22 protein-coding genes and 1 pseudogene are annotated in these 18,016 nt (G+C 67.3%); 14 read left to right on the top strand and 9 right to left on the bottom strand.

Features of this window, described 5'->3' with window-relative positions; translation table 11 throughout:
• The first annotated feature begins 496 nt into the window (after positions 1 to 496).
• Positions 497 to 748, top strand: a complete 252-nt coding sequence (locus INT49_RS21680) for an endonuclease domain-containing protein (protein ID WP_404801962.1) — start codon at positions 497 to 499, stop codon at positions 746 to 748.
• 198 nt (positions 749 to 946) lie between these two features.
• On the opposite strand, the gene INT49_RS19980 is transcribed toward INT49_RS21680, so the two are convergent.
• Together INT49_RS19980 and INT49_RS19975 are read right to left on the bottom strand one after the other, a co-directional pair.
• Positions 947 to 2,362: a class II fumarate hydratase gene (locus INT49_RS19980; protein ID WP_193119503.1), complete on the bottom strand. Its 1,416-nt coding sequence runs from the start codon at positions 2,360 to 2,362 to the stop codon at positions 947 to 949.
• Between the two features lie 141 nt (positions 2,363 to 2,503).
• Entirely contained in the window at positions 2,504 to 3,415 is a 912-nt protein-coding gene (locus INT49_RS19975) for a carbohydrate kinase family protein (protein ID WP_319021715.1), read from the bottom strand.
• 136 nt (positions 3,416 to 3,551) lie between these two features.
• On the opposite strand from INT49_RS19975, the gene INT49_RS19970 reads away from it, so the two are divergent.
• Positions 3,552 to 4,190, top strand: coding sequence for a DUF4245 family protein (locus tag INT49_RS19970; RefSeq protein ID WP_193119501.1), 639 nt, complete (start codon positions 3,552 to 3,554; stop codon positions 4,188 to 4,190).
• A gap of 69 nt (positions 4,191 to 4,259) precedes the next feature.
• Here INT49_RS19970 and INT49_RS19965 read toward each other — a convergent pair whose 3' ends face one another.
• Together INT49_RS19965 and xseA are read right to left on the bottom strand one after the other, a co-directional pair.
• Positions 4,260 to 4,562 carry an exodeoxyribonuclease VII small subunit gene (locus INT49_RS19965; protein WP_193119500.1) on the bottom strand — a complete coding sequence of 101 codons (303 nt, stop codon included), beginning with the start codon at positions 4,560 to 4,562 and terminating at the stop codon, positions 4,260 to 4,262.
• Between the two features lie 80 nt (positions 4,563 to 4,642).
• Positions 4,643 to 5,950, bottom strand: a complete 1,308-nt coding sequence (gene xseA, locus INT49_RS19960; RefSeq protein ID WP_193119499.1) for an exodeoxyribonuclease VII large subunit — start codon at positions 5,948 to 5,950, stop codon at positions 4,643 to 4,645.
• Between the two features lie 272 nt (positions 5,951 to 6,222).
• Between xseA and INT49_RS19955 the strand changes: the two genes are divergently transcribed.
• Positions 6,223 to 7,227 (top strand): 4-hydroxy-3-methylbut-2-enyl diphosphate reductase, encoded by a 1,005-nt coding sequence (locus INT49_RS19955; RefSeq protein ID WP_193119498.1) that lies wholly within the window; start codon positions 6,223 to 6,225, stop codon positions 7,225 to 7,227.
• A gap of 21 nt (positions 7,228 to 7,248) precedes the next feature.
• On the opposite strand, the gene INT49_RS19950 is transcribed toward INT49_RS19955, so the two are convergent.
• The 4 genes from INT49_RS19950 to INT49_RS19935 form a co-directional block, all read right to left on the bottom strand.
• Positions 7,249 to 8,463: a DNA recombination protein RmuC gene (locus INT49_RS19950; RefSeq protein WP_226851068.1), complete on the bottom strand. Its 1,215-nt coding sequence runs from the start codon at positions 8,461 to 8,463 to the stop codon at positions 7,249 to 7,251.
• Positions 8,464 to 8,545: 82 nt separating this feature from the next.
• Positions 8,546 to 9,028, bottom strand: coding sequence for an Rv0361 family membrane protein (locus INT49_RS19945; protein ID WP_193119497.1), 483 nt, complete (start codon positions 9,026 to 9,028; stop codon positions 8,546 to 8,548).
• Between the two features lie 94 nt (positions 9,029 to 9,122).
• The gene (locus INT49_RS19940; protein ID WP_193119496.1) at positions 9,123 to 9,605 is read right to left on the bottom strand and encodes an Rv0361 family membrane protein; all 483 of its coding nucleotides are present in this window, start codon (positions 9,603 to 9,605) and stop codon (positions 9,123 to 9,125) included.
• A 53-nt stretch (positions 9,606 to 9,658) separates the two neighbouring features.
• A complete protein-coding gene (locus tag INT49_RS19935) occupies positions 9,659 to 10,021 on the bottom strand; it encodes a winged helix-turn-helix transcriptional regulator (protein ID WP_193119495.1) in 363 nt (120 codons plus the stop codon).
• A 217-nt stretch (positions 10,022 to 10,238) separates the two neighbouring features.
• Here INT49_RS19935 and INT49_RS19930 point away from each other — a divergent pair, with 217 nt between their 5' ends.
• A complete protein-coding gene (locus tag INT49_RS19930) occupies positions 10,239 to 10,889 on the top strand; it encodes an NAD(P)-dependent oxidoreductase (protein WP_193119494.1) in 651 nt (216 codons plus the stop codon).
• 82 nt (positions 10,890 to 10,971) lie between these two features.
• Positions 10,972 to 12,057, top strand: coding sequence for a redox-regulated ATPase YchF (gene ychF, locus INT49_RS19925; RefSeq protein WP_193119493.1), 1,086 nt, complete (start codon positions 10,972 to 10,974; stop codon positions 12,055 to 12,057).
• Positions 12,058 to 12,161: 104 nt separating this feature from the next.
• Here the strand turns inward: ychF and INT49_RS19920 are convergent, their stop codons facing one another.
• The gene (locus INT49_RS19920; protein WP_141393428.1) at positions 12,162 to 13,145 is read right to left on the bottom strand and encodes a hypothetical protein; all 984 of its coding nucleotides are present in this window, start codon (positions 13,143 to 13,145) and stop codon (positions 12,162 to 12,164) included.
• 200 nt (positions 13,146 to 13,345) lie between these two features.
• Here INT49_RS19920 and INT49_RS19915 point away from each other — a divergent pair, with 200 nt between their 5' ends.
• From INT49_RS19915 to INT49_RS19875, 9 genes and pseudogenes are all read left to right on the top strand, one after another.
• Positions 13,346 to 13,627, top strand: a complete 282-nt coding sequence (locus INT49_RS19915; RefSeq protein WP_193119492.1) for a type II toxin-antitoxin system RelE/ParE family toxin — start codon at positions 13,346 to 13,348, stop codon at positions 13,625 to 13,627.
• Complete coding sequence (locus tag INT49_RS19910) at positions 13,614 to 13,916, top strand: HigA family addiction module antitoxin (RefSeq protein WP_193119491.1); 303 nt, start codon at positions 13,614 to 13,616, stop codon at positions 13,914 to 13,916. Before INT49_RS19915 ends, INT49_RS19910 begins: the two co-directional genes overlap by 14 nt.
• An 11-nt stretch (positions 13,917 to 13,927) precedes the next feature.
• The gene (locus INT49_RS19905; RefSeq protein WP_226851066.1) at positions 13,928 to 14,407 is read left to right on the top strand and encodes a nucleotidyltransferase domain-containing protein; all 480 of its coding nucleotides are present in this window, start codon (positions 13,928 to 13,930) and stop codon (positions 14,405 to 14,407) included.
• Between the two features lie 105 nt (positions 14,408 to 14,512).
• Positions 14,513 to 14,794 carry a type II toxin-antitoxin system RelE/ParE family toxin gene (locus tag INT49_RS19900; RefSeq protein ID WP_193119490.1) on the top strand — a complete coding sequence of 94 codons (282 nt, stop codon included), beginning with the start codon at positions 14,513 to 14,515 and terminating at the stop codon, positions 14,792 to 14,794.
• Positions 14,769 to 15,089 carry a HigA family addiction module antitoxin gene (locus INT49_RS19895; protein ID WP_193119489.1) on the top strand — a complete coding sequence of 107 codons (321 nt, stop codon included), beginning with the start codon at positions 14,769 to 14,771 and terminating at the stop codon, positions 15,087 to 15,089. The genes INT49_RS19900 and INT49_RS19895 overlap by 26 nt, the downstream gene beginning before the upstream one ends.
• Entirely contained in the window at positions 15,086 to 15,580 is a 495-nt protein-coding gene (locus tag INT49_RS19890) for a GNAT family N-acetyltransferase (protein WP_193119488.1), read from the top strand. The genes INT49_RS19895 and INT49_RS19890 overlap by 4 nt, the downstream gene beginning before the upstream one ends.
• A 157-nt stretch (positions 15,581 to 15,737) precedes the next feature.
• Entirely contained in the window at positions 15,738 to 16,235 is a 498-nt protein-coding gene (locus tag INT49_RS19885; RefSeq protein ID WP_319021714.1) for a GNAT family N-acetyltransferase, read from the top strand.
• A 112-nt stretch (positions 16,236 to 16,347) separates the two neighbouring features.
• Positions 16,348 to 17,205, top strand: a pseudogene (locus tag INT49_RS19880) (PhzF family phenazine biosynthesis protein).
• A 151-nt stretch (positions 17,206 to 17,356) separates the two neighbouring features.
• Positions 17,357 to 17,824, top strand: coding sequence for a bleomycin resistance protein (locus INT49_RS19875; RefSeq protein ID WP_193119486.1), 468 nt, complete (start codon positions 17,357 to 17,359; stop codon positions 17,822 to 17,824).
• The last annotated feature ends 192 nt before the right edge of the window (positions 17,825 to 18,016 follow it).

Raw genomic sequence — 18,016 nt, 5'->3', positions numbered from 1 at the left:
CCGTCAGCAAGGAAGTCCGTGTCCGCCTACAGGGAGATTGGCATGTCCGCTAGCAGACGGCGTGCACGTGTATCGGCCACGGGCAGGGGTGGACCGGGAGCAGCTCGAATCGACAACTATCGCGCCGCTGCGTCGGTGGAACAGCGACGACGCGGAGAGTCCGGGTCCCCAGCAGCTCGTTCTCCACGATCCGGCTCCGCGAGCTTGGCCCGATGACGACCCCGTGCCAAGGCTGGATCTCGTGCTCGAACATGCGGTTCGCTGCCTTCCTACCGTGGACGCGGCGGTACTCCTGGAGTCTGCCGTGCACAGGAAGCGGATGACTCTCTCTGCGGCTCGAGCGCTGGTGGAGGGTCTCCCGGCACGATTCCGTCGGCCATTGTCGAGGATCCGGGCCGATGCGGAGTCAGGGACGGAGACGACGGTGCGGTGGTGGTTGGAATCCCGAGGCGTCGGAGTGAGAGCACAGGCGAGGTTCCCTGGGCAGAGTCGCCGGATGGACCTGTTGGTTGGCCGCAGCCTTGTCGTCGAATGCGACAGCCGTCAGTTCCACGATGATCCGACGGGATATGACGAGGATCGCCGGCGGGATCTCTATCTCGTCGCGATGGGATATCAGGTCGTCCGGCTGACCTGGGAGCAGGTATTCCTCGACTGGGACGAGACAGAGAAGATGCTCCTCGCGGTTCTGCAGCGAGGGTTTCATCTGCGTTCTCCGCGCCCGGGGAAGGGGATGCTCGCAGCGTGACGCGTAGAGGGGCTGCGTGCGGCGTGATGCGTAGAAGGGCGCGTGGAGCGTGATGCGTGGCGGGACGCGTGGAGCGTGACGCTTTGAGGGATGCGTGCGGCGTGCCGCATGGAACGGCGCCTGGTGTGCAGGCCCCGTTCCATGCGGAGAGGCTGCACACCAGGCGCCGGTGGATGCGTACTGGTCTTGAGCTGGCGGTCAGGCCTTCGGTGCGGTCATGGAGAGGACGTCCAGGGCCGAGTCGAGCTGCTCCTCGGTGACCTCGCCGCGCTCCACGAAGCCCAGTGCGACCACGGCCTCGCGCACCGAGATCTGCTCGGCGACGGCGTGCTTGGCGATCTTCGCGGCGCTCTCGTAGCCGATGATCTTGTTCAGCGGGGTCACGATCGAGGGGGAGGCCTCGGCGTAGAAGCGGGCCTTCTCCTCGTTGGCGGTGAGCCCGTCGACCGTCTTGTCGGCCAGCACGGTGCTCGCGTTGGCGAGCAGGCGGATCGACTCCAGCAGGCTCGTGCCCATCAGCGGGATCTGCACGTTGAGCTCGAAGGCGCCCTGGGCACCGCCCCAGGCGATGGCCGCGTCGTTGCCTACGATCTTTGCGCAGACCATGAGCACGGCCTCGGGGATCACGGGGTTGACCTTGCCCGGCATGATCGAGGAGCCCGGCTGCAGGTCCGGGAGCGAGATCTCGCCCAGGCCGGTGTTGGGCCCCGAGCCCATCCAGCGCAGGTCGTTGCAGATCTTCGTGATCGATACGGCGATGGTGCGCAGCGCACCGGACATCTCCACCAGGCCGTCGCGGGCGGACTGCGCCTCGAAGTGGTTGCGGGCCTCGGTCAGCGGCAGACCGGTCTGCTCGGCGAGGTTCGCGATGACCTTCTGTGGGAAGCCGGCCGGGGTGTTGATCCCGGTGCCCACGGCGGTGCCGCCCTGGGGGACCTCGGCCGTGCGGGGCAGAGCAGCCTCGACGCGCTCGATGCCGTAGCGGACCGCGGCGGCGTACCCGCCGAACTCCTGGCCGAGGGTGACCGGGGTGGCGTCCATCAGGTGCGTGCGGCCGGACTTCACGACGGCCTTCCATGCCTCGGCCTTGGTCTCGAGCGACTCGGCGAGGTGGGCGAGGGCGGGCAGCAGCTTCTCGACGACGCCCGCGGTGACGGCCACGTGCACCGACGTGGGGAAGACGTCGTTGGAGGACTGCGAGCAGTTCACGTGGTCGTTGGGGTGGACCTCGAGGGCGTCGGTGGATGCGAGGGTCGCGAGCACCTCGTTCATGTTCATGTTCGAGCTGGTGCCGGAACCGGTCTGGTAGGTGTCCACCGGGAACTGGTCGTCGTGGCCACCGGCGATGACGGCGTCGGCCGCTGCGACGATCGCGTCGGCGATGGCGCCGTCCAGCACGCCGAGGTCCTGGTTGGCGCGGGCAGCAGCCTTCTTGACCTGGGCGAGGGCGTGGATGTGGGCGGGCTCCAGGCCCTGTCCGGAGATCGGGAAGTTCTCCACCGCACGCTGGGTCTGTGCCCGGTACAGGGCCGAGGCGGGGACCCGCACCTCGCCCATGGTGTCGTGCTCGATGCGATAGCCGTCCTGCGAGGCGGCGGGCGTGGACTGGGACATGGATGTGCCTCCCTGGTGTGGTCGTTCGGTGGTGCGGTTTCTGAGTGGTCGGTGGCGAAGAGATTCGGGACGTGAGGTCGGGGGGACGTGGGGACGACGTGGGACGTGGGGACGAAGCGGAGTTCGCGGGCCGGAGCGGCTTCAGCCGAGCTCGTGGCTCCACGGCGGGTTCGCCCCGGCCCGGGAGACGGTGATGGAGGCGAGGATCGCGGCCCGACGCAGCACGCTGGCGATCTCGTCCGAGGGGAGCGTGGACAGCTGCTCCCGGTGCTCGGCACCGAGCAGGCTCTTCGCCGCGAGGGCATCGAGGATGCCGGCGGAGAAGGTGTCTCCGGCGCCGACAGTGTCGACGGCGTCGACCACGACCGGCGCGACCTGCACCCGGCCGGAGCCGTTGAAGCCCACGGCACCCTCGCCGCCGCGTGTCATGACCACCAGGGACGGGCCCTGGTGCAACCAGGACGCGACGACGTCCTCGAGGTCGTCGGTGCCGTACAGCCAGGCCACGTCCTCGTCGGAAGCCTTCACGACGTCGCTGAGGGCGATGTTCGCCTCGACCTGTCCGCGGACCGAGGCCGGGTCGCCCATGAGAGTGGGGCGCGCGTTGGGGTCGTAGCTGATCGTGGAGCGGTCGCGGCTGCGGCGCAGCACGTCCTCGATGGTCGTGGCCCCGGGGGACATCACGGCGGCGATCGAGGAGGTGTGCACCGCGTCGACCTCGCCGGGCAGACCCGACGGGTCCGGATCCCACACCAGATCGAAGGTGTAGGTCGCGGCGCCGTCTGCGTCGAGCGTGGCTTCGGCGGTCGACGTGCGGTCCTGGATCGAGCTTCCCGGGGTCAGCCGGACCCCGGAGTCGGCGAGGTGGGCACGGATCGCATCGCCCCGGGGGTCCGGGCCGATGCGGGTGAGCAGGTGGGCATCGTGGCCGAGGCGGCTGAGGGCCACGGCCACGTTCAGGGGGGATCCACCGGGATGCTCACGACGCGAACCGTCGGCTTCGACGACGATGTCGGTGAGGGCTTCTCCGGCGATGAGGAATCTCGCAGTCACCGCACGATCATTGCAGGTTTCCCCGGTCTGGGCGAACGGAAGGGGCGGTGCCACGGTCAGCGGCGAGGCGACCGCCTCGTACGGGCCCGGCACCATCCTGTGAACGGGCGTTCGCTGCACCGGCACAATAGGGGATATGCACGTGCCCCCTGACGACGCCCCCGAGACGCCCGACGAGTCTTCTTCGGGGCTTCCGCAGCCGCTTCCGCAGCCGAAGTCCGCCTACGAGCTGCCGTCCCGGAAGAACACCGTGCTGCGGAACATGGTGTGGGCGATCGCGCTCACGATGGCCCTCGTGGTCGTCATCGCGATCGCATTCTTCGGGGTGGGGAGCACGAGCGACCGCACCCCGCTGGAGAACTCGGAGCTCGACGTCGCGGCGAGCGCCGAGCGGGCGCAGGACGTCGCCGGCTTCCCCGTCGCCGCGCCGGCGATGGGGGAGGAGTGGTCGGAGCGGTCCGCCCGTTTCGCTGACGGCGACACTCCTCGCTGGCAGGTGGACTACACCTCTCCGAGCGATTCGCTGGTGACCCTCACCGAGGAGTCCGAGGTGAGCGCCACGATGCTGTCCGCCGCGCTCCCCGGAACCGTGGTCGAGGAGGAGCTGACGATCGGCGGCACCGACTGCAAGGCGCTCAGCGGCGGCGAGGACGGCGCCGAGACGGTCGGGATCTCCTGCGAGGGCGAGGACTTCGGACTGCTGGTCCACGGCGAGACGGACCGCGAGGAGCTGTCCGCGCTGGCCGAGGCCGCGCTCGCCGATATCACGGGCTGAGCTCGTCACACGGGCTGAGTTCGTCTCAGCGGCCGAGTTCGTCTCACGGGCAGAGCTCGGCGGCGTGGGTCAGCTGTCCTGACGGCGGGCGTTGACCGCGTCGTCCAGGCGGACCCGCGCGCCGTCGAGCCACTGCTGGCAGCGGCGGGCGAGCATCTCGCCGCGCTCCCACAGCCCGATGGAGTCCTCCAGCCCGCCCTGCCCGGATTCGAGTCGGCGCACCACCTCGACCAGCTGGTCCCGGGCGGCCTCGTAGGACAGCTCGGCGATGTCCGCGGGGAGCGGCGCATCATCAGCAGGTGTGACCTCGGGGGCCGGCGATGCGGTCACCTCGGGGTCCAGGGGTGGGTTCTCGGCGGGGGACTGGGTCATGGGGACTCCTCGGACGCTGGATCGGAACGGGTGCTGGAGCAGGGCAGATGCCGGAGCAGGGCGGATGCCTGAGCCTGGTATCAGGTCGGGGGTGCCGGGGGCGTGTACGGGTCGGTCTCGACGTGCTCGACGCCGAAGCGCCCGCCGGCGACCCGGACGGAGAGCGGATCACCGACAGCGGTCGCGCCAGGGGTGCGCACGATCGTTCCGTCGGGGCTCTGGACCACGGCATAGCCGCGCTCGAGGGTCGCCAGCGGGCTCAGGGAGCGCACCTGGCGACCGAGGTGGTCGATCTCGTCGGCCGCCCGGTCGAGGCGAGCTCCGACGAGTGTGCGGGCCAGGGCGATCCGGGACCGGATCTCGTCGGCCCGGCCGGAGAGGATCGTGGCGGGGTTCTCCAGCACGGGCCGCGACCGCATCGCGTCCAGCGCCGACTGCTCCCGCTCGAGCCGGGCGCGGATCGCCGAGCGCAGGCGGGTGCGTCCCAGATCGAGCTGGTCCAGCTCGGCCTGGATGTCGGGGACGACGCGCTTGGCGGCGTCGGTGGGGGTGGAGGCGCGGACGTCGGCGGCGAGGTCGATGAGGGGCGTGTCCACCTCGTGGCCGATGGCAGAGACGATAGGTGTCTTCGCCGCGGCCACCAGGCGGGTGAGCTGCTCATCGGAGAACGGGAGGAGGTCCTCGAGGGAGCCTCCGCCACGGGAGATGATGATGACGTCGACGTCGTCCCGGCCATCGAGCTCCTTCAGCGCGGCGGAGACCTCTCGCACCGCCTTGACGCCCTGGACCGCGACCTCGCGGATCTCGAACTCCACGGCGGGCCAGCGGCGACGGGCGTTGACGACCACGTCGCGCTCGGCGGCGGATTCACGCCCACAGATCAGCCCCACCACCCGGGGCAGGAATGGCAGCGGCTGCTTGCGGGCGGCCGCGAAGAGCCCTTCGGCGGAGAGGACTCGCTTGAGCTGCTCGAGGCGGGCCAGCAGCTCGCCGAGGCCCACGGGGCGGATGTCGTCGGCCTCCAGCTGGAGCGATCCGCGCTTGGTCCAGAAGGTCGGCTTGGCGTGGACGACCACTCGCGCACCCGCGACCGGCTCGATGGGCAGCGCGCGCAGCACGTGCTCACGGATCGGGACCGAGAACGACATGTCCACATCGATGTCGCGCAGCGTCATGAAGCTCAGCCCGGCTCCGGGGCGGCGGTTGAGCTGGACGATCTCGCCTTCGACCCACAGCGGCGACATCCGGGCCACGTACTCGCCGACCTTCACCGACAGCTGTCGCAACGGCCAGGGATTCTCCGCCGTGGTCTGAGCGGCGGTGGCGGCCGGCGCGGGCCGGGGGGCGTCGCCGTCGCCTGCCTCCTGCACGGAACTCGTCTCGGTCATGGGAACACTCTGGCATGCCGATGGGACAGCTCGCTCGCCTCGCGCCGGATCGGGGACGGAGGACCGGTGGGGAGGAGAGGTCGCCTGCCCGTCGGCGACCTGCGCCCCCACTCTGCGGCCCGAACCTGTGCCCCGGCCCTGCGACCGTGCGGCCGTGCGGACCGCGGCTCCGCACCGACGGAACCTCCGCCCCCGTGACGTCCCTGTGGAGGTGTGGTGAGTCTTGCCGCACGTCCCTGCCGTTGTCCGGCGCCACCTCCTACGATGGAGCGGTGAGCAATGGAACCGTCCTTCTTGCCGAACCGCGCGGCTACTGCGCGGGAGTCGACCGGGCTGTGGTCGCCGTCGAACGAGCGCTCGAGCATTTCGACGAGACCGTGTACGTGCGCCACGAGATCGTCCACAACAAGTTCGTGGTGGACCGTCTCAAGGAGAAGGGCGCCGTCTTCGTCACGGAGGTCGACGAGGTCCCCGAGGGTGCCCTCGTGATCTTCTCCGCCCATGGCATCTCGCCGAGGGTGCGGGAGATGGCCGAGGAGCGGAACCTGCGCACCATCGATGCCACCTGCCCGCTGGTGACCAAGGTGCACAAGGAGGCCGTGCGCTTCGCACGGCAGGACTACGACATCCTGCTGGTGGGCCACGAGGGCCACGAGGAGGTCGAGGGCACTGCCGGCGAGGCCCCGGAGCACGTGCAGATCGTCAATTCGCCCGAGGATGCGGTCAACGTGACCGTGCGCGACCCCGAGAAGGTCGTCTGGCTCTCGCAGACCACCCTCAGCGTCGACGAGACGATGGAGACCGTCGACCGCCTGCGCGAACGCTTCCCCACGCTGCAGGCCCCGCCCAGCGACGACATCTGCTACGCCACCCAGAATCGCCAGGTCGCGATCAAGAAGATCGCCCCGGACGCCGATCTGGTGCTGGTCGTCGGCTCCCCGAACTCGTCGAACTCCGTGCGCCTCATGGAGGTCGCCAAGGAGGCCGGTGCGAAGGCCTCCCACCGCATCGATTCCGTGTCCGAGCTGCGCGACGAGTGGTTCGAGGGCGTCGGGACCGTGGGTGTGACCTCCGGTGCCTCCGTGCCCGACGTGCTGGTCCAGCAGCTGCTGGCCGAGCTCTCGGAGAGGGGCTACGGCGACGTGAAGCCGGTGCGCACTGCGACCGAGGACCTCATGTTCTCCCTGCCGCGCGAGCTGCGCCAGGAGATGAAGACCCAGGGTGTGGCCGACCGCCGTACGAAGCCCACCGGGGACGGCGCCACCGCAGAGTCCTGACCTGCAGATCGCGCAGGCCGCTCAGCCCGCGCGGTTCTCACGCGAGGGCAGGGACTTCGGGGCCGACGCGGGCGCGGCGAGATCCGCGATCTCTGCCTCCTCCAAGGTGCGGGCGCGACGGGTGAGCTGGTCGACCTCGTCGACCGCGGTGCCGGTCAGGCCCAGGTCCTCGAAGCGGCGAGCGGTGACCATAACCCGGGTCTGCAAGGATCCGACGGCCTCGTTGAACGCGGCGACCGAGGAGTCCAGCGAGCGGCCCACCTTGCCCAGGTGACCGGTGAACGTGCCCAGGCGGTGGTGGAGCTCGCGACCCGCGTCGAGCACCTCGCGGGCATCACGGTTCAGAGCGTCGGTGCGCCAGGTGTGCGCGACCGTGCGCAACAGTGCCACGAGCGTGGCGGGGGAGGCGATCACGACGTCCTTGCTGAAGGCGTCGTCCAGCAGGGTCGGGTCCGTCTCCAGCGCTGCGGCGAGCACCCCGTCGCTGGGCACGAACAGCACGGTGAACTCCGGGGTGTCTCCGAGCGCCTTCCAGTACGCCTTGGAGGAGATGACGCCGACGTGGTGGCGCAGCGCCTTCGCATGAGCCTTCCGACGGGTCGAGGCGCGCACGGGATCGGTCTCCTCGGTCGCGTCGAGGTAGGCGTCCATCGGGGCCTTCGCATCGATCACCACGTGCCGGTCCCCGGAGAGATGCACGACCAGGTCGGGCCGCTGCCCGGCATTCCCGTCGGCCCGTGTGCCGGCGAGCTGCTCGGTGAAGTCCACGTGCTCGAGCATCCCGGCGGCCTCGACGATCCGGCGCAGCTGCACCTCGCCCCAGCGGCCGCGCGCCGTCGGGGCTCGAAGTGCTGCGGTGAGTGCGCTGGTGCCGGTCTCCAGGGACTGCGCCCGCTGCGCGAGCTGCGCGAGGTGGGAGCGCAGCGCCCCTTCGGCCTCCAGCCGGGCGGCCTCGGAGCGGGCCAACGAGCGCTCCAGGTGGGCGAGGGTGGTGGTGATGGGGGCAAGTGTGCGCTGCAGCTCGACCTCGCGCTCCTCCTCGGCCGCGTCGCGGCGGGCGACATCGCGCTCGTGGCGCTCGTCGGCCAGACGCAGCAGGTGACCGGAGGCGTCCGTCCCGGCGCGCTGCTGCTGGTCGAGCGTCCGGACACGCTCGCGCATCACGAGCCAGCTGACGACGGCTCCGAGCGCCGCACCCAGCGCGATTCCCAGCAGGAGCATCTGTGTACCGGTCATGGTGTCAGCACATCACGGGGGTGTGACGGACGAGCGACGCCACGCCTGCCCGGCCTGTGCACCGGGCGTCCGGAGCGGTCGTTCAGCTCTCGTCCGTCTCCTCGACGATCTGGATGTCATCGAGGAGCCAGGAGCCGTCCTGGCGGACGAGGATGCAGTCGAAGGCCCCTTCAGAGACGTCGGAACCATCGGTCAGCGTCTCCGAGACGCGCACCGTCGCCCGGTCCCCGTCGACCTCGGAGCTCACGATCTCGTCCTCGAACTCGAGGCCGTCCTCCTCCTGCTGTTCGATGTCGTCGCTCCACACCTCGCAGGTGTAGTCCTCGCCCTTGAACTTCTCGGTCGTGACCTCCTCGAAGGTCTCGCAGTCCGCCGAGTTCCACGCTGCGAGGTACTCCTCGATGACATCCTCGGGCGTCTGCCGCAGGGCGAAATACCAGACGGCACCCGCCACGAGCGCGAGGACGACGACGATCGCGATGAGCGCGCAGACCCCTCCGAGGATCCAGGGGAGGAGGGAGCGTGACCTGCCCCCGGTGTGCGCGGTGTCCGGATGAGGGGCCATGTCGCCACCCTAGGGAGTTCGGTGCGTTCGCGTGCCCACTCCGGGAACTCCGGCCAGGCCGGCCATGACGACTCCCGCGGCGCCGGGCCCGAGCTCAGAGGGCTTCGGGCTCCTGGATGATCGTCGTGCTGTCGAGCCGCCAGCTGCCGTCCTCGCGCACGAGATGGATGTCGAAGATCCCTTCGGTGCTCTCTGACCCCTTCGTCGTCTTCTCCTCGACGTGCACCGTCGCGCGATCCCCGTCGACCTGGGAGTCCACCACCTCATCGTGGTACTCGATGCCCTCTTCCTTCTGCTGGGCGATGTTCTCCTGCCAGAACTCGCAGGTGTACTCCTCGCCCCGGTACGCCTCGGTGGTGATCTCCTCGTAGCGCTCGCAGTCGGCGGCGTTCCAGGTCGCGAAGTAGTCCTCCACCACGGACTGCGGGGTCTCGCGCAGCGCGAAGTACCAGACGGCGCCCGCCGCGAGCACGAGCACGACGACGACGGCGATGAGCGCACAGACACCGCCGAGGATCCAGGGGAGGAGCCTGCGAGATCTGTTCGGGGGGCGTGCAGGGTCGGGATGAGGAGCCATGTCGCCACCCTAGACAGATCGGTGCGCCGGCGAGAGGGGTCCGGGGACTCCGCTCAGGCGGCGGAGGTGCGTTCCCGAGCGGCCTGCACCTCGCCCATGTTCTCCGTGGCCCACGCGACCAGCACGTGCAGCGGATCCAGGAGCGACCGGCCGAGGGCCGTCAGCTCGTACTCGACGCGAGGGGGGATCTCCGGGTACGCGGTGCGCAGCACCAGCCCGTCGGCTTCGAGAGCCCGCAGGGTCTGGGTGAGCATCTTCTGGGAGATTCCGTCGACGCGGCGGGAGAGCTCGGAGAAGCGCAGGGGGCCGTCCTCGAGGAGGCCGACGACGAGCACGGTCCAGCGGTCGCCGATCCGGTCCAGCAGCTGGCGCGAGGGACAGTCGCGCGCGTAGGGGTCGTAGTCGAGCAAGGCCATGACAGGGGCTCCTGGTTCTGGTCGGGGCAGAGACGGCATGGGGACTCGTGGAGCGCAGATCCACGTGCAGAAGACGGTTACTGCGAAGTGCCTACTTCCTTGAAGAGACTAGGTCACCTACAGTGAGTGTCAAGCCCACGACGTCAGTCGGGGAGAGGGGGCGACGTCAGCCCCGCATCGATCATCGCGCTCAGCAGAGCGCCCGGAAGGAGAGTCCATGGCTCGCATCATCGTTCTCGGCGGCACCGGATACGCCGGAGGCCATCTCGCCGCAGAAGCCGCCGGTCGTGGCCACCAGGTCCTCGCCGTCAGCCGGACGGCCGCCGAGCAGCCTGTCGACGGCGTGGAGTACCGCACCGGTGATGCTCGGGACGAGGCGTTCCTGGCGAGCGTTCTCGACGGCGCCGACGTGGTCGTCTCCGCCCTCGCGCCCCGCGGCGACATGGCGGACAAGGGGGCCTTCCGCGCCCTGCAGTCCACCTTGGCGCGTCTCGCGGCGGAGAAGAACGTGCGGCTCGGCGTGATCGGCGGCGCCGGGTCGCTCCTGGTTGCCGAGGATGGCCCGAAACTCGTGGACACGCCCGAGTTCCCGACCGAGTTCGCCGAGGAGCCGCGCGTGCTCGATGCCGTCCTGCAGGACCTGCGGGAGTCCGACGAGAGCGTCGACTGGTTCTTCCTCAGCCCTGCCGGCGGCTTCGGATCCTTCGCCCCTGGCGAGGCGACTGGCATCTACCGCGTGGGCGGAGAAGTGCTGCTCACCGATTCCAACGGCACCTCGTTCATCTCCGGTGCGGACCTCGCGCTCGCGCTGGTCGACGAGATCGAGAAGCCCGCGCATCGCCGCGAACGCTTCACCGTCGCGTACTGAACCTGCTCCCGTGGTTCGGTGAGACCAGTGGCTCATCGTCTCCGGGCACGGGCTCCGCACAGGCCACGTAGAATCACGTCCCGTGGCTCTTACTATCGGAATCGTCGGTCTGCCCAATGTCGGCAAGTCCACCCTCTTCAACGCCCTCACCCGCGCTGAGGTCCTCGCAGCGAACTACCCGTTCGCGACGATCGACCCCAACGTCGGCATGGTCCCGCTGCCCGACCCGCGACTCGGCCAGCTCGCCGAGGTGTTCGGCAGCGAGAAGCTGGTCCCGGCCAGCGTCTCCTTCGTGGACATCGCCGGCATCGTCAAGGGCGCCAGCGAAGGTGAGGGCCTGGGTAACAAGTTCCTCGCCAACATCCGCGAGGCCGATGCGATCTGCCAGGTCACCCGCGCCTTCGCCGATCCCGACGTGACGCGTGTGGAGGGCTCCACCGACCCCTCCAACGATATGGAGGTCATCACCACCGAGCTGATCCTGGCCGACCTCCAGACCATCGAGAACTCGATGCAGCGCCTGGAGAAGGACACCAAGCGCGGACTGGTCGACGCCGCCGTGCTGCCCAACGTCGTCAAGGCGAAGGCGCTGCTGGAGACGGGCAAGACGCTCTACCAGGGCGCCGACGACGCCGGCATCGATGTCGCCGCACTGCGCGAGCTGCAGCTGATGACCGCGAAGCCCTTCATCTACGTGTTCAACACCGACGAGGAAGGCCTCGCGGACGCCTCCTCGCAGAAGGCCCTGAAGAACCTCGTGGCCCCCGCCGAGGCGATCTTCCTGGACGCCAAGTTCGAGGCCGAGCTGATCGAGCTCGACGAGGACGAGGCTGCCGAGATGCTCGAGTCCACCGGTCAGGAGGAGTCCGGCCTCGCTCAGCTCGCCCGCGTCGGCTTCGACACCCTGGGCCTGCAGACCTACCTCACCGCCGGCCCCAAGGAGTCCCGCGCCTGGACGATCCCCAAGGGCGCCACCGCCCCGCAGGCCGCCGGCGTGATCCACACGGACTTCGAGCGAGGCTTCATCAAGGCCGAGATCGTCTCCATCGACCACCTCCTCGAGGCCGGCTCCATGGCCGAGGCCAAGGCCAAGGGCAAGGTGCGTATCGAGGGCAAGGACTACGTCATGAAGGACGGCGACGTGGTGGAATTTAGGTTCAACGTATAAAAATGCCGCCTGAATAGGGTTTTCGTCTCTTCTGCCTCAAGCCGAGGAATTTGCCGGAGTTCCGATCTAGCGTGCGCAACCAGGCGAGTAAGTGCCTCAACCGCTTAGGTCGTTGGCATTCCGCGGTATCCAGTAGGCGTGACCCACACATGAGCGGTAACCACTTGTCGCCCGCTGTCTCGGGCGTTACGCAGAGACGGTACGTTGTCTGGATGGATATGCCCCCAAAGCACATCGTTAGTGTTCGCCGGCACTTGTCGCGTCAGCCGCTGTAAGGCGGCGATGCCCACACGTTGTCCGCGATGTGCTGAATTGAGGGCGATCTCCTGCATGCAGAAGCCAGTGAATCCGTAGGAATCATCACGCTCTGCGGCCACAATGCCCGCTGAGGTGCCACCCACGCGAATCTCGAAAAGTAGCCCTTCTTCCGCGGCATCCTCAAGCGACTCTGCGTCAGCCGGCACGGCCCACTGGCCCAGTTGCGGCCGTGATGGCTTTAGTGCTTCGTAGATTGCCGCGACGCGTTCTGCTGCTTCTTCCGGAGCGCAAGCAACGAGAGTCACATCGTCGTAGCGGTCGGCCAGAGGCTGCTCGCGCATCTCGGCTACGGGGCGTGCCACGATCAGCAGATCTGGCGTAGCTTGTCCAACATCCATACCCGAACCAGTGAGCGCTCGAAGTCGCTGTTCCGGGTCGGGTAGGTTGACGCGCATGCACAGCGGCGAGAAGGCGTCGAAGCTCGGCAAAACATCACCGAGAGCGGCAAATCCCAATGGTTCAGGCGGCAGTGATGTTGCGATTATGTCCACGAATGGCTTCTCAATGTCTCGCCCCCGGAACCGAATACCCGCGACGGCCCAATGTCCGTTCGGCAGTTCCACGCGTCTGTTCGCCCACGCGAGGGGGTCTTGGACGGGGAGCTGAACCATGTCCCGGATCTGGCCGCCCCACTCAGAATCTCCGACGAGGGCGAGGTTTGGCTCCAGCCATTCTGCTAGATTCGTCCGCCACTGTGGCGACCAGTTCTTGATCTGCGAGGAAGTCCATCGCTCGGCCGCTTCTAGTGCATGCGCATCAGGGGTAGTCATCCGGATGAGAATATCAGGGGAGTGGCGAACGGATATTGAGCATATAATCTGGCTGGTTCGCAGAGCGGCCAGGGAGCGTCTCGCCGTCTTGCGCAGCATCTAACTCGTGTCTGGCGGCAGAGGTTGGTATGTGCGGCGACGTGGTGGAGTTCCGGTTTAACGTCTAGCGTTATTGACGCCGGTCGTTATATCCTGGTCTCGTGATCAGATCGTTCGGGAGCAAGGACGCCGAACGATTGTGGCGTCGTGAGCGAGTGCGCTCGATCGATCATCGGATCCATCGGGTCGCACTGCGCAAGCTTCGTCAGGTGGGCTCGGCGGAGTCCATCGAGGATCTTCGGGTCCCGCCGGGCAACCGGCTCGAAGCGCTGAAGGGCGACCGCGCCGGGCAGCACAGCATCAGGATCAACGACGAGTGGCGGATCTGGTTCGTGCGGACCGACGCAGGACCGGAGGAGGTGGAGATCGTTGACTACCACTGAGAAGATTGCCCCGAACCACCCTGGGGAGGTCCTCATGGAGGACTTCATCGAGGGCTTCGGGATCACGCAGAACAAGCTCGCCGTGTCGATCGGCGTCCCGCCTCGGCGGATCAACGAGATCGTGCATGGCAAGCGGGGGATCACGGCGGACACCGCGCTCCGGCTCGGCAAGCTCTTCGGCACCACCGCACAGTTCTGGCTGAACCTGCAGACGCTCTACGACCTCGACCTCGCAGAGGATCGCGCGGCTGAGCAGATCGACGCCATCGTGCCGCTGCAATCCGCATGACCTTCAGCGGGATGGACGCCGCTGAGGTAGTCCGAGTCGTTGGCTGGCTCGAGGAGCGATCAGTCGTCTACCAGGTCAACGGCGGATGGGCCGTTGACGCTCTGCACGGTTCCCAGACCAGATCGCATGGTGATCTGGATGTGTTCGTCGACTCGACGACGGTCGACGCCCTCATGGAATGGTTGCTCGGTCGCGGATACAGCATCGTGGAGGACTGGCGTCCGATCCGAGTTGAGCTGCGCGCCGGCGACAGGGCGGTCGACATCCATCCGATGGACGTGGACTGTGTCGGCGACGGGGTCCAGCAGGGCTTCGGTGAAGACTCGTTCGTCCACCGAGCGCGCGAGCGCGCGGTCGGAGTGATCGGAGATCGCTCGGTAGTTGTCGCGTGCGCCGCGCGACTCATGGCGCTGAGGCTCGGTTACGACCTCCGGCCGGAGGACCGCCACGATCTCGACGTGCTTGGGAGGTTGGTCGCCGACCACTCTTGAGGTCCGTGGCGGGCAGTTGACGCAGATGGTTGTCCGTGCCGGAACTTAGTCGAGTTCCGGTTTAACGTCTAGCGTTATTGACGGACTCCGTTATACACTTGTCTCGTGATCAGATCGTTCGGCAGCAAGGACACCGAGCGCATCTGGCATGAGCAGTACGTCAAGCGCGTTGACCGGACGGTGCAGCGGGCGACCTTGCGGAAGCTCGAGCTGATCCATGCGGCGAAGGATGTCGAGGACCTCCGGGTTCCACCTGGCAACCGTCTGGAGCGTCTGGTTGGCGACCGACGCGGGCAGCACAGCATTCGCGTGAACGCGCAATGGCGTCTCTGCTTCGTCTGGAGAGAGGGAGGTGCAGAAGATGTCGAACTCATCGACTACCACTGAGGTCGATCTGATCGAGCCGATCCATCCGGGGGAGATCCTCATGGAGGACTTCATCGAGGGCTTCGGGATCACGCAGAACAAGCTCGCGGTGTCCATCGGTGTGCCGCCACGGCGCATCAACGAGATCGTGCACGGCAAGCGGGGGATCACCGCTGACACGGCGATCCGCCTGGCACGGTTCTTCGGGACGTCCGAGGAGTTGTGGATGAACCTGCAGTCGAACTACGAGCTGCGCCTGGAGCGCCGGGCGCTGCGCGACAAGGTCGCTGCGATCACGCCTCTCGTGGTCGCATGAGCAGCACTGCATGGGTTGCTGGGCTCGACCGGCAGGTGCCTGAGGACGTCGCGAGGTTGCTCACCACGGTCCCCGAGTGGTTCGCGCAGCCGGAATCCAACGAGGAGTACATCGAAGCAGCTCGCTCCAAGGAGACATGGACGGTCCGTAACAGCGAGGGAGTGGTCGTCGGTGTCACGCTGATCGATCGCCACTTTCCTCATGTCGCTGAAGCGCACCTCACCGTCGTCGACCGGTCAGTGCACGGGACCGGCGTCGGCACGGCAATGCTCAGGGCCGTCGAAGACGATGCGGTTCGCCGTGAGGTGCGGCTGTTGCAGGTGAAGACCCTCGGAGCCTCGCACCCAGATCCCGGTTATGCGCGCACTCGTCACTTCTACGAGCGGTGGGGTTTTCTGCCGCTGGAGGAGACCGCGCTCTGGGGTGAAGGCACACCCTGTTTGATCATGGTGAAGCCGCTGCCTGCCTCGCGAACAGCAGGCCTGCCCTGACGATCTCTGCATCATCGAGGTTTTTGAAGGGCGTGCGGGCGCGAATGTTGCGCAGGTTCCACCCAGAGGTGGGTAAGTACCGGAACTCGGAGGAATTCCGCGTCAATGTCTGAGGTCGATGGCTGAGTGGTCTCCACGTGGATGTCACCATGGAGCCGTGAGCAGCTCCCGATCACAGATCCGAATACGCTCCTACGACAGCGCTGACGCCGGCGAGACGCTGCGCATCTTCCACGACGCGATCACCGTCACGGCCTCAGCGGACTATACGCCGGAACAGATCGCGGCATGGGCGCGACCGGACGACCGCGATGTCTCTGGGTGGGATCGGTCGATGCTTGCGCGGGGGAGCCACGTCGCCCTCATCAGCGGGCAGTTGGCGGGGTTCTCCGATGTGAGCGCCGACGGGTATGTCGACATGATGTTCGTGTCCCCGCGATTCGCACGACAAGGTGTGGCGCGCGAGCTGCTGACATTCCTCGAGCTCCGGGCAGTGAAGACGTCAGCGCGTCGGCTTTCTTCGAATGTGAGCATCACGGCTCGCCCGCTCTTCGAATCGCTCGGCTTCCATGTGGTGGACGAACAGCATCCCGTGACCGGGGGCGTTGTGATGACCAATTTCCACATGATCAAAGAACTCGGCTATCAAGAGTAGCGCCGTCAGTTCCTGGCCACGCCGCCGGGGCTGCGGCACAGCGCGGCGGTGTGCGAGCGACTGAGTCGATCACCACCACTGACCAACTCGCTTCCACGACGAAGGAGGCAACGTGACCGCGACATCCCTGGAGCGCAGATTCCGTCAGGTCGATGTGTTCGGCGAGGATCCTTGCACCGGCAATCCGGTCGCAGTGGTCCTCGATGCCGAGGGGCTCGACGAGGAGGCGATGCGGAGGTTCTCGGTCTGGTCGAAGCTCTCCGAGTGCACCTTCGTGCTGCCGCCGACCGAGCCGGTCGCGGATTATCGGGTGCGCCTCTTCAGCCTGAACACTGAGCTCCCGTTCGCCGGGCACCCGACCCTGGGAGCCGCGCAGGCAGGGCTGGACGCAGGCGGCATCCCCGTGACGTCAGGCGTCGTGATGTAAGAATGCGGTGCTGGGCTGGTCCCCGTGCGCGTCGAGGCGGACCGCGTCGCCTTCACAGCGCCCCCACGAACTCGCTCGGGTCCCGTCGACCCCGACCTTCTCGCCGTAGTGATCAAGATCCTGGGGGTCGAGCGCGAACGGGTGCTGGACGCGGAATGGCTCGACAACGGCCCAGGCTGGGTGGGGCTTCTGCTCGATCACGCGGACAGTGTTCTGAAGCTGCGTCCAGACGCGACAGCGCATCCAGGCCGCTGGGACATCGGCGTGATCGGCGCTCACGACGTCGGCTCGGAGACGGCGTTCGAACTTCGGGCTTTCTTCACCGAGGGCGACGGGCCGCTGCTCGAAGATCCGGTGACAGGGAGCCTTAACGCTGCAGCCGCAGAGTGGCTCATCGCGACCGAACGCGCCATCGCCCCCTATGTCGCCGCTCAGGGAACCGCGATGGGCCGAAGAGGTCGCATCCATATCAGTGTCGACGACCACGCATTGTGGGTCGGCGGGCGAGCCGAGGTGGTCCTCTCAGGAACCGCTGTTCTGTGACGGTTCAGGAGCCAGAGGTTGGTCTGTGCCGGAATGCGGTGGAGTTCCGCTTCAACGTCTAGTTGCGTTCCGGTTCAACCTTTCTGATGCACCGCCCCGACCGCTCTCGAATGGCCGTGACCGGCACAGTAACGGCTGAGAGGATGGCTGGATGGCTGATGCTGACTACGAACCCGATCTCGTTCCCGAACTACTCGTCACCGACGTTGCGAAGAGCGTCGACTTCTGGTGCAGCCTTTGCGGTTTCGAGATCGCTTATGACCGCCCTGCCGAGGGCTTCGCGTACATCACCCGCGGACGCGCACACATCATGCTCGAGCAGCGCGGAGTCGGTCGCAACTGGCTGACCCAAGAGCTGGCTTCGCCGTTCGGGAGGGGAATCAACTTCCAGATCGGCGTGCCTGAGCTCGAGCCGATCCTCGCAGCACTTGCGAAAGCGGAGCGGTCGCTTTTTATGCAGCCGGAGACGAAGTGGTACCGCGTGAGTGATAGCGAGGAAGCAGGTGTCACGCAGTTCCTCGTGACCGATCCCGACGGGTACCTGATTCGATTCCAGAGCTCGATCGGGCGTCGAGTTGTCGCTGCCGCAATTGCCTCGGACGCCCTCAGTGACGAATGACCACTCGCACGCCAGACGAGGGATGAGAGGTTGGTATGTGCGGCGACGTGGTGGAGTTCCGCTTCAACGTATGAGTTGTCGGACGCTGCTCCGTGGCGTGGGGCGGTCCGTCCAAGTACGCTGACTGTCGTGCCTAGCCTCGATGTTTCATCGGGGTTGTGAGCGGGGGCGACCGGCGTCGTTGCCGGTGTT

Origin of the sequence: Brachybacterium tyrofermentans, assembly GCF_014897585.1 — a bacterium.
In the GTDB taxonomy this organism is placed as follows: Bacteria; Actinomycetota; Actinomycetes; order Actinomycetales; family Dermabacteraceae; genus Brachybacterium; species Brachybacterium tyrofermentans.
Note: the sequence above shows the minus strand (reverse complement) of the source record. Positions and strands in the feature narration are given on the sequence as shown.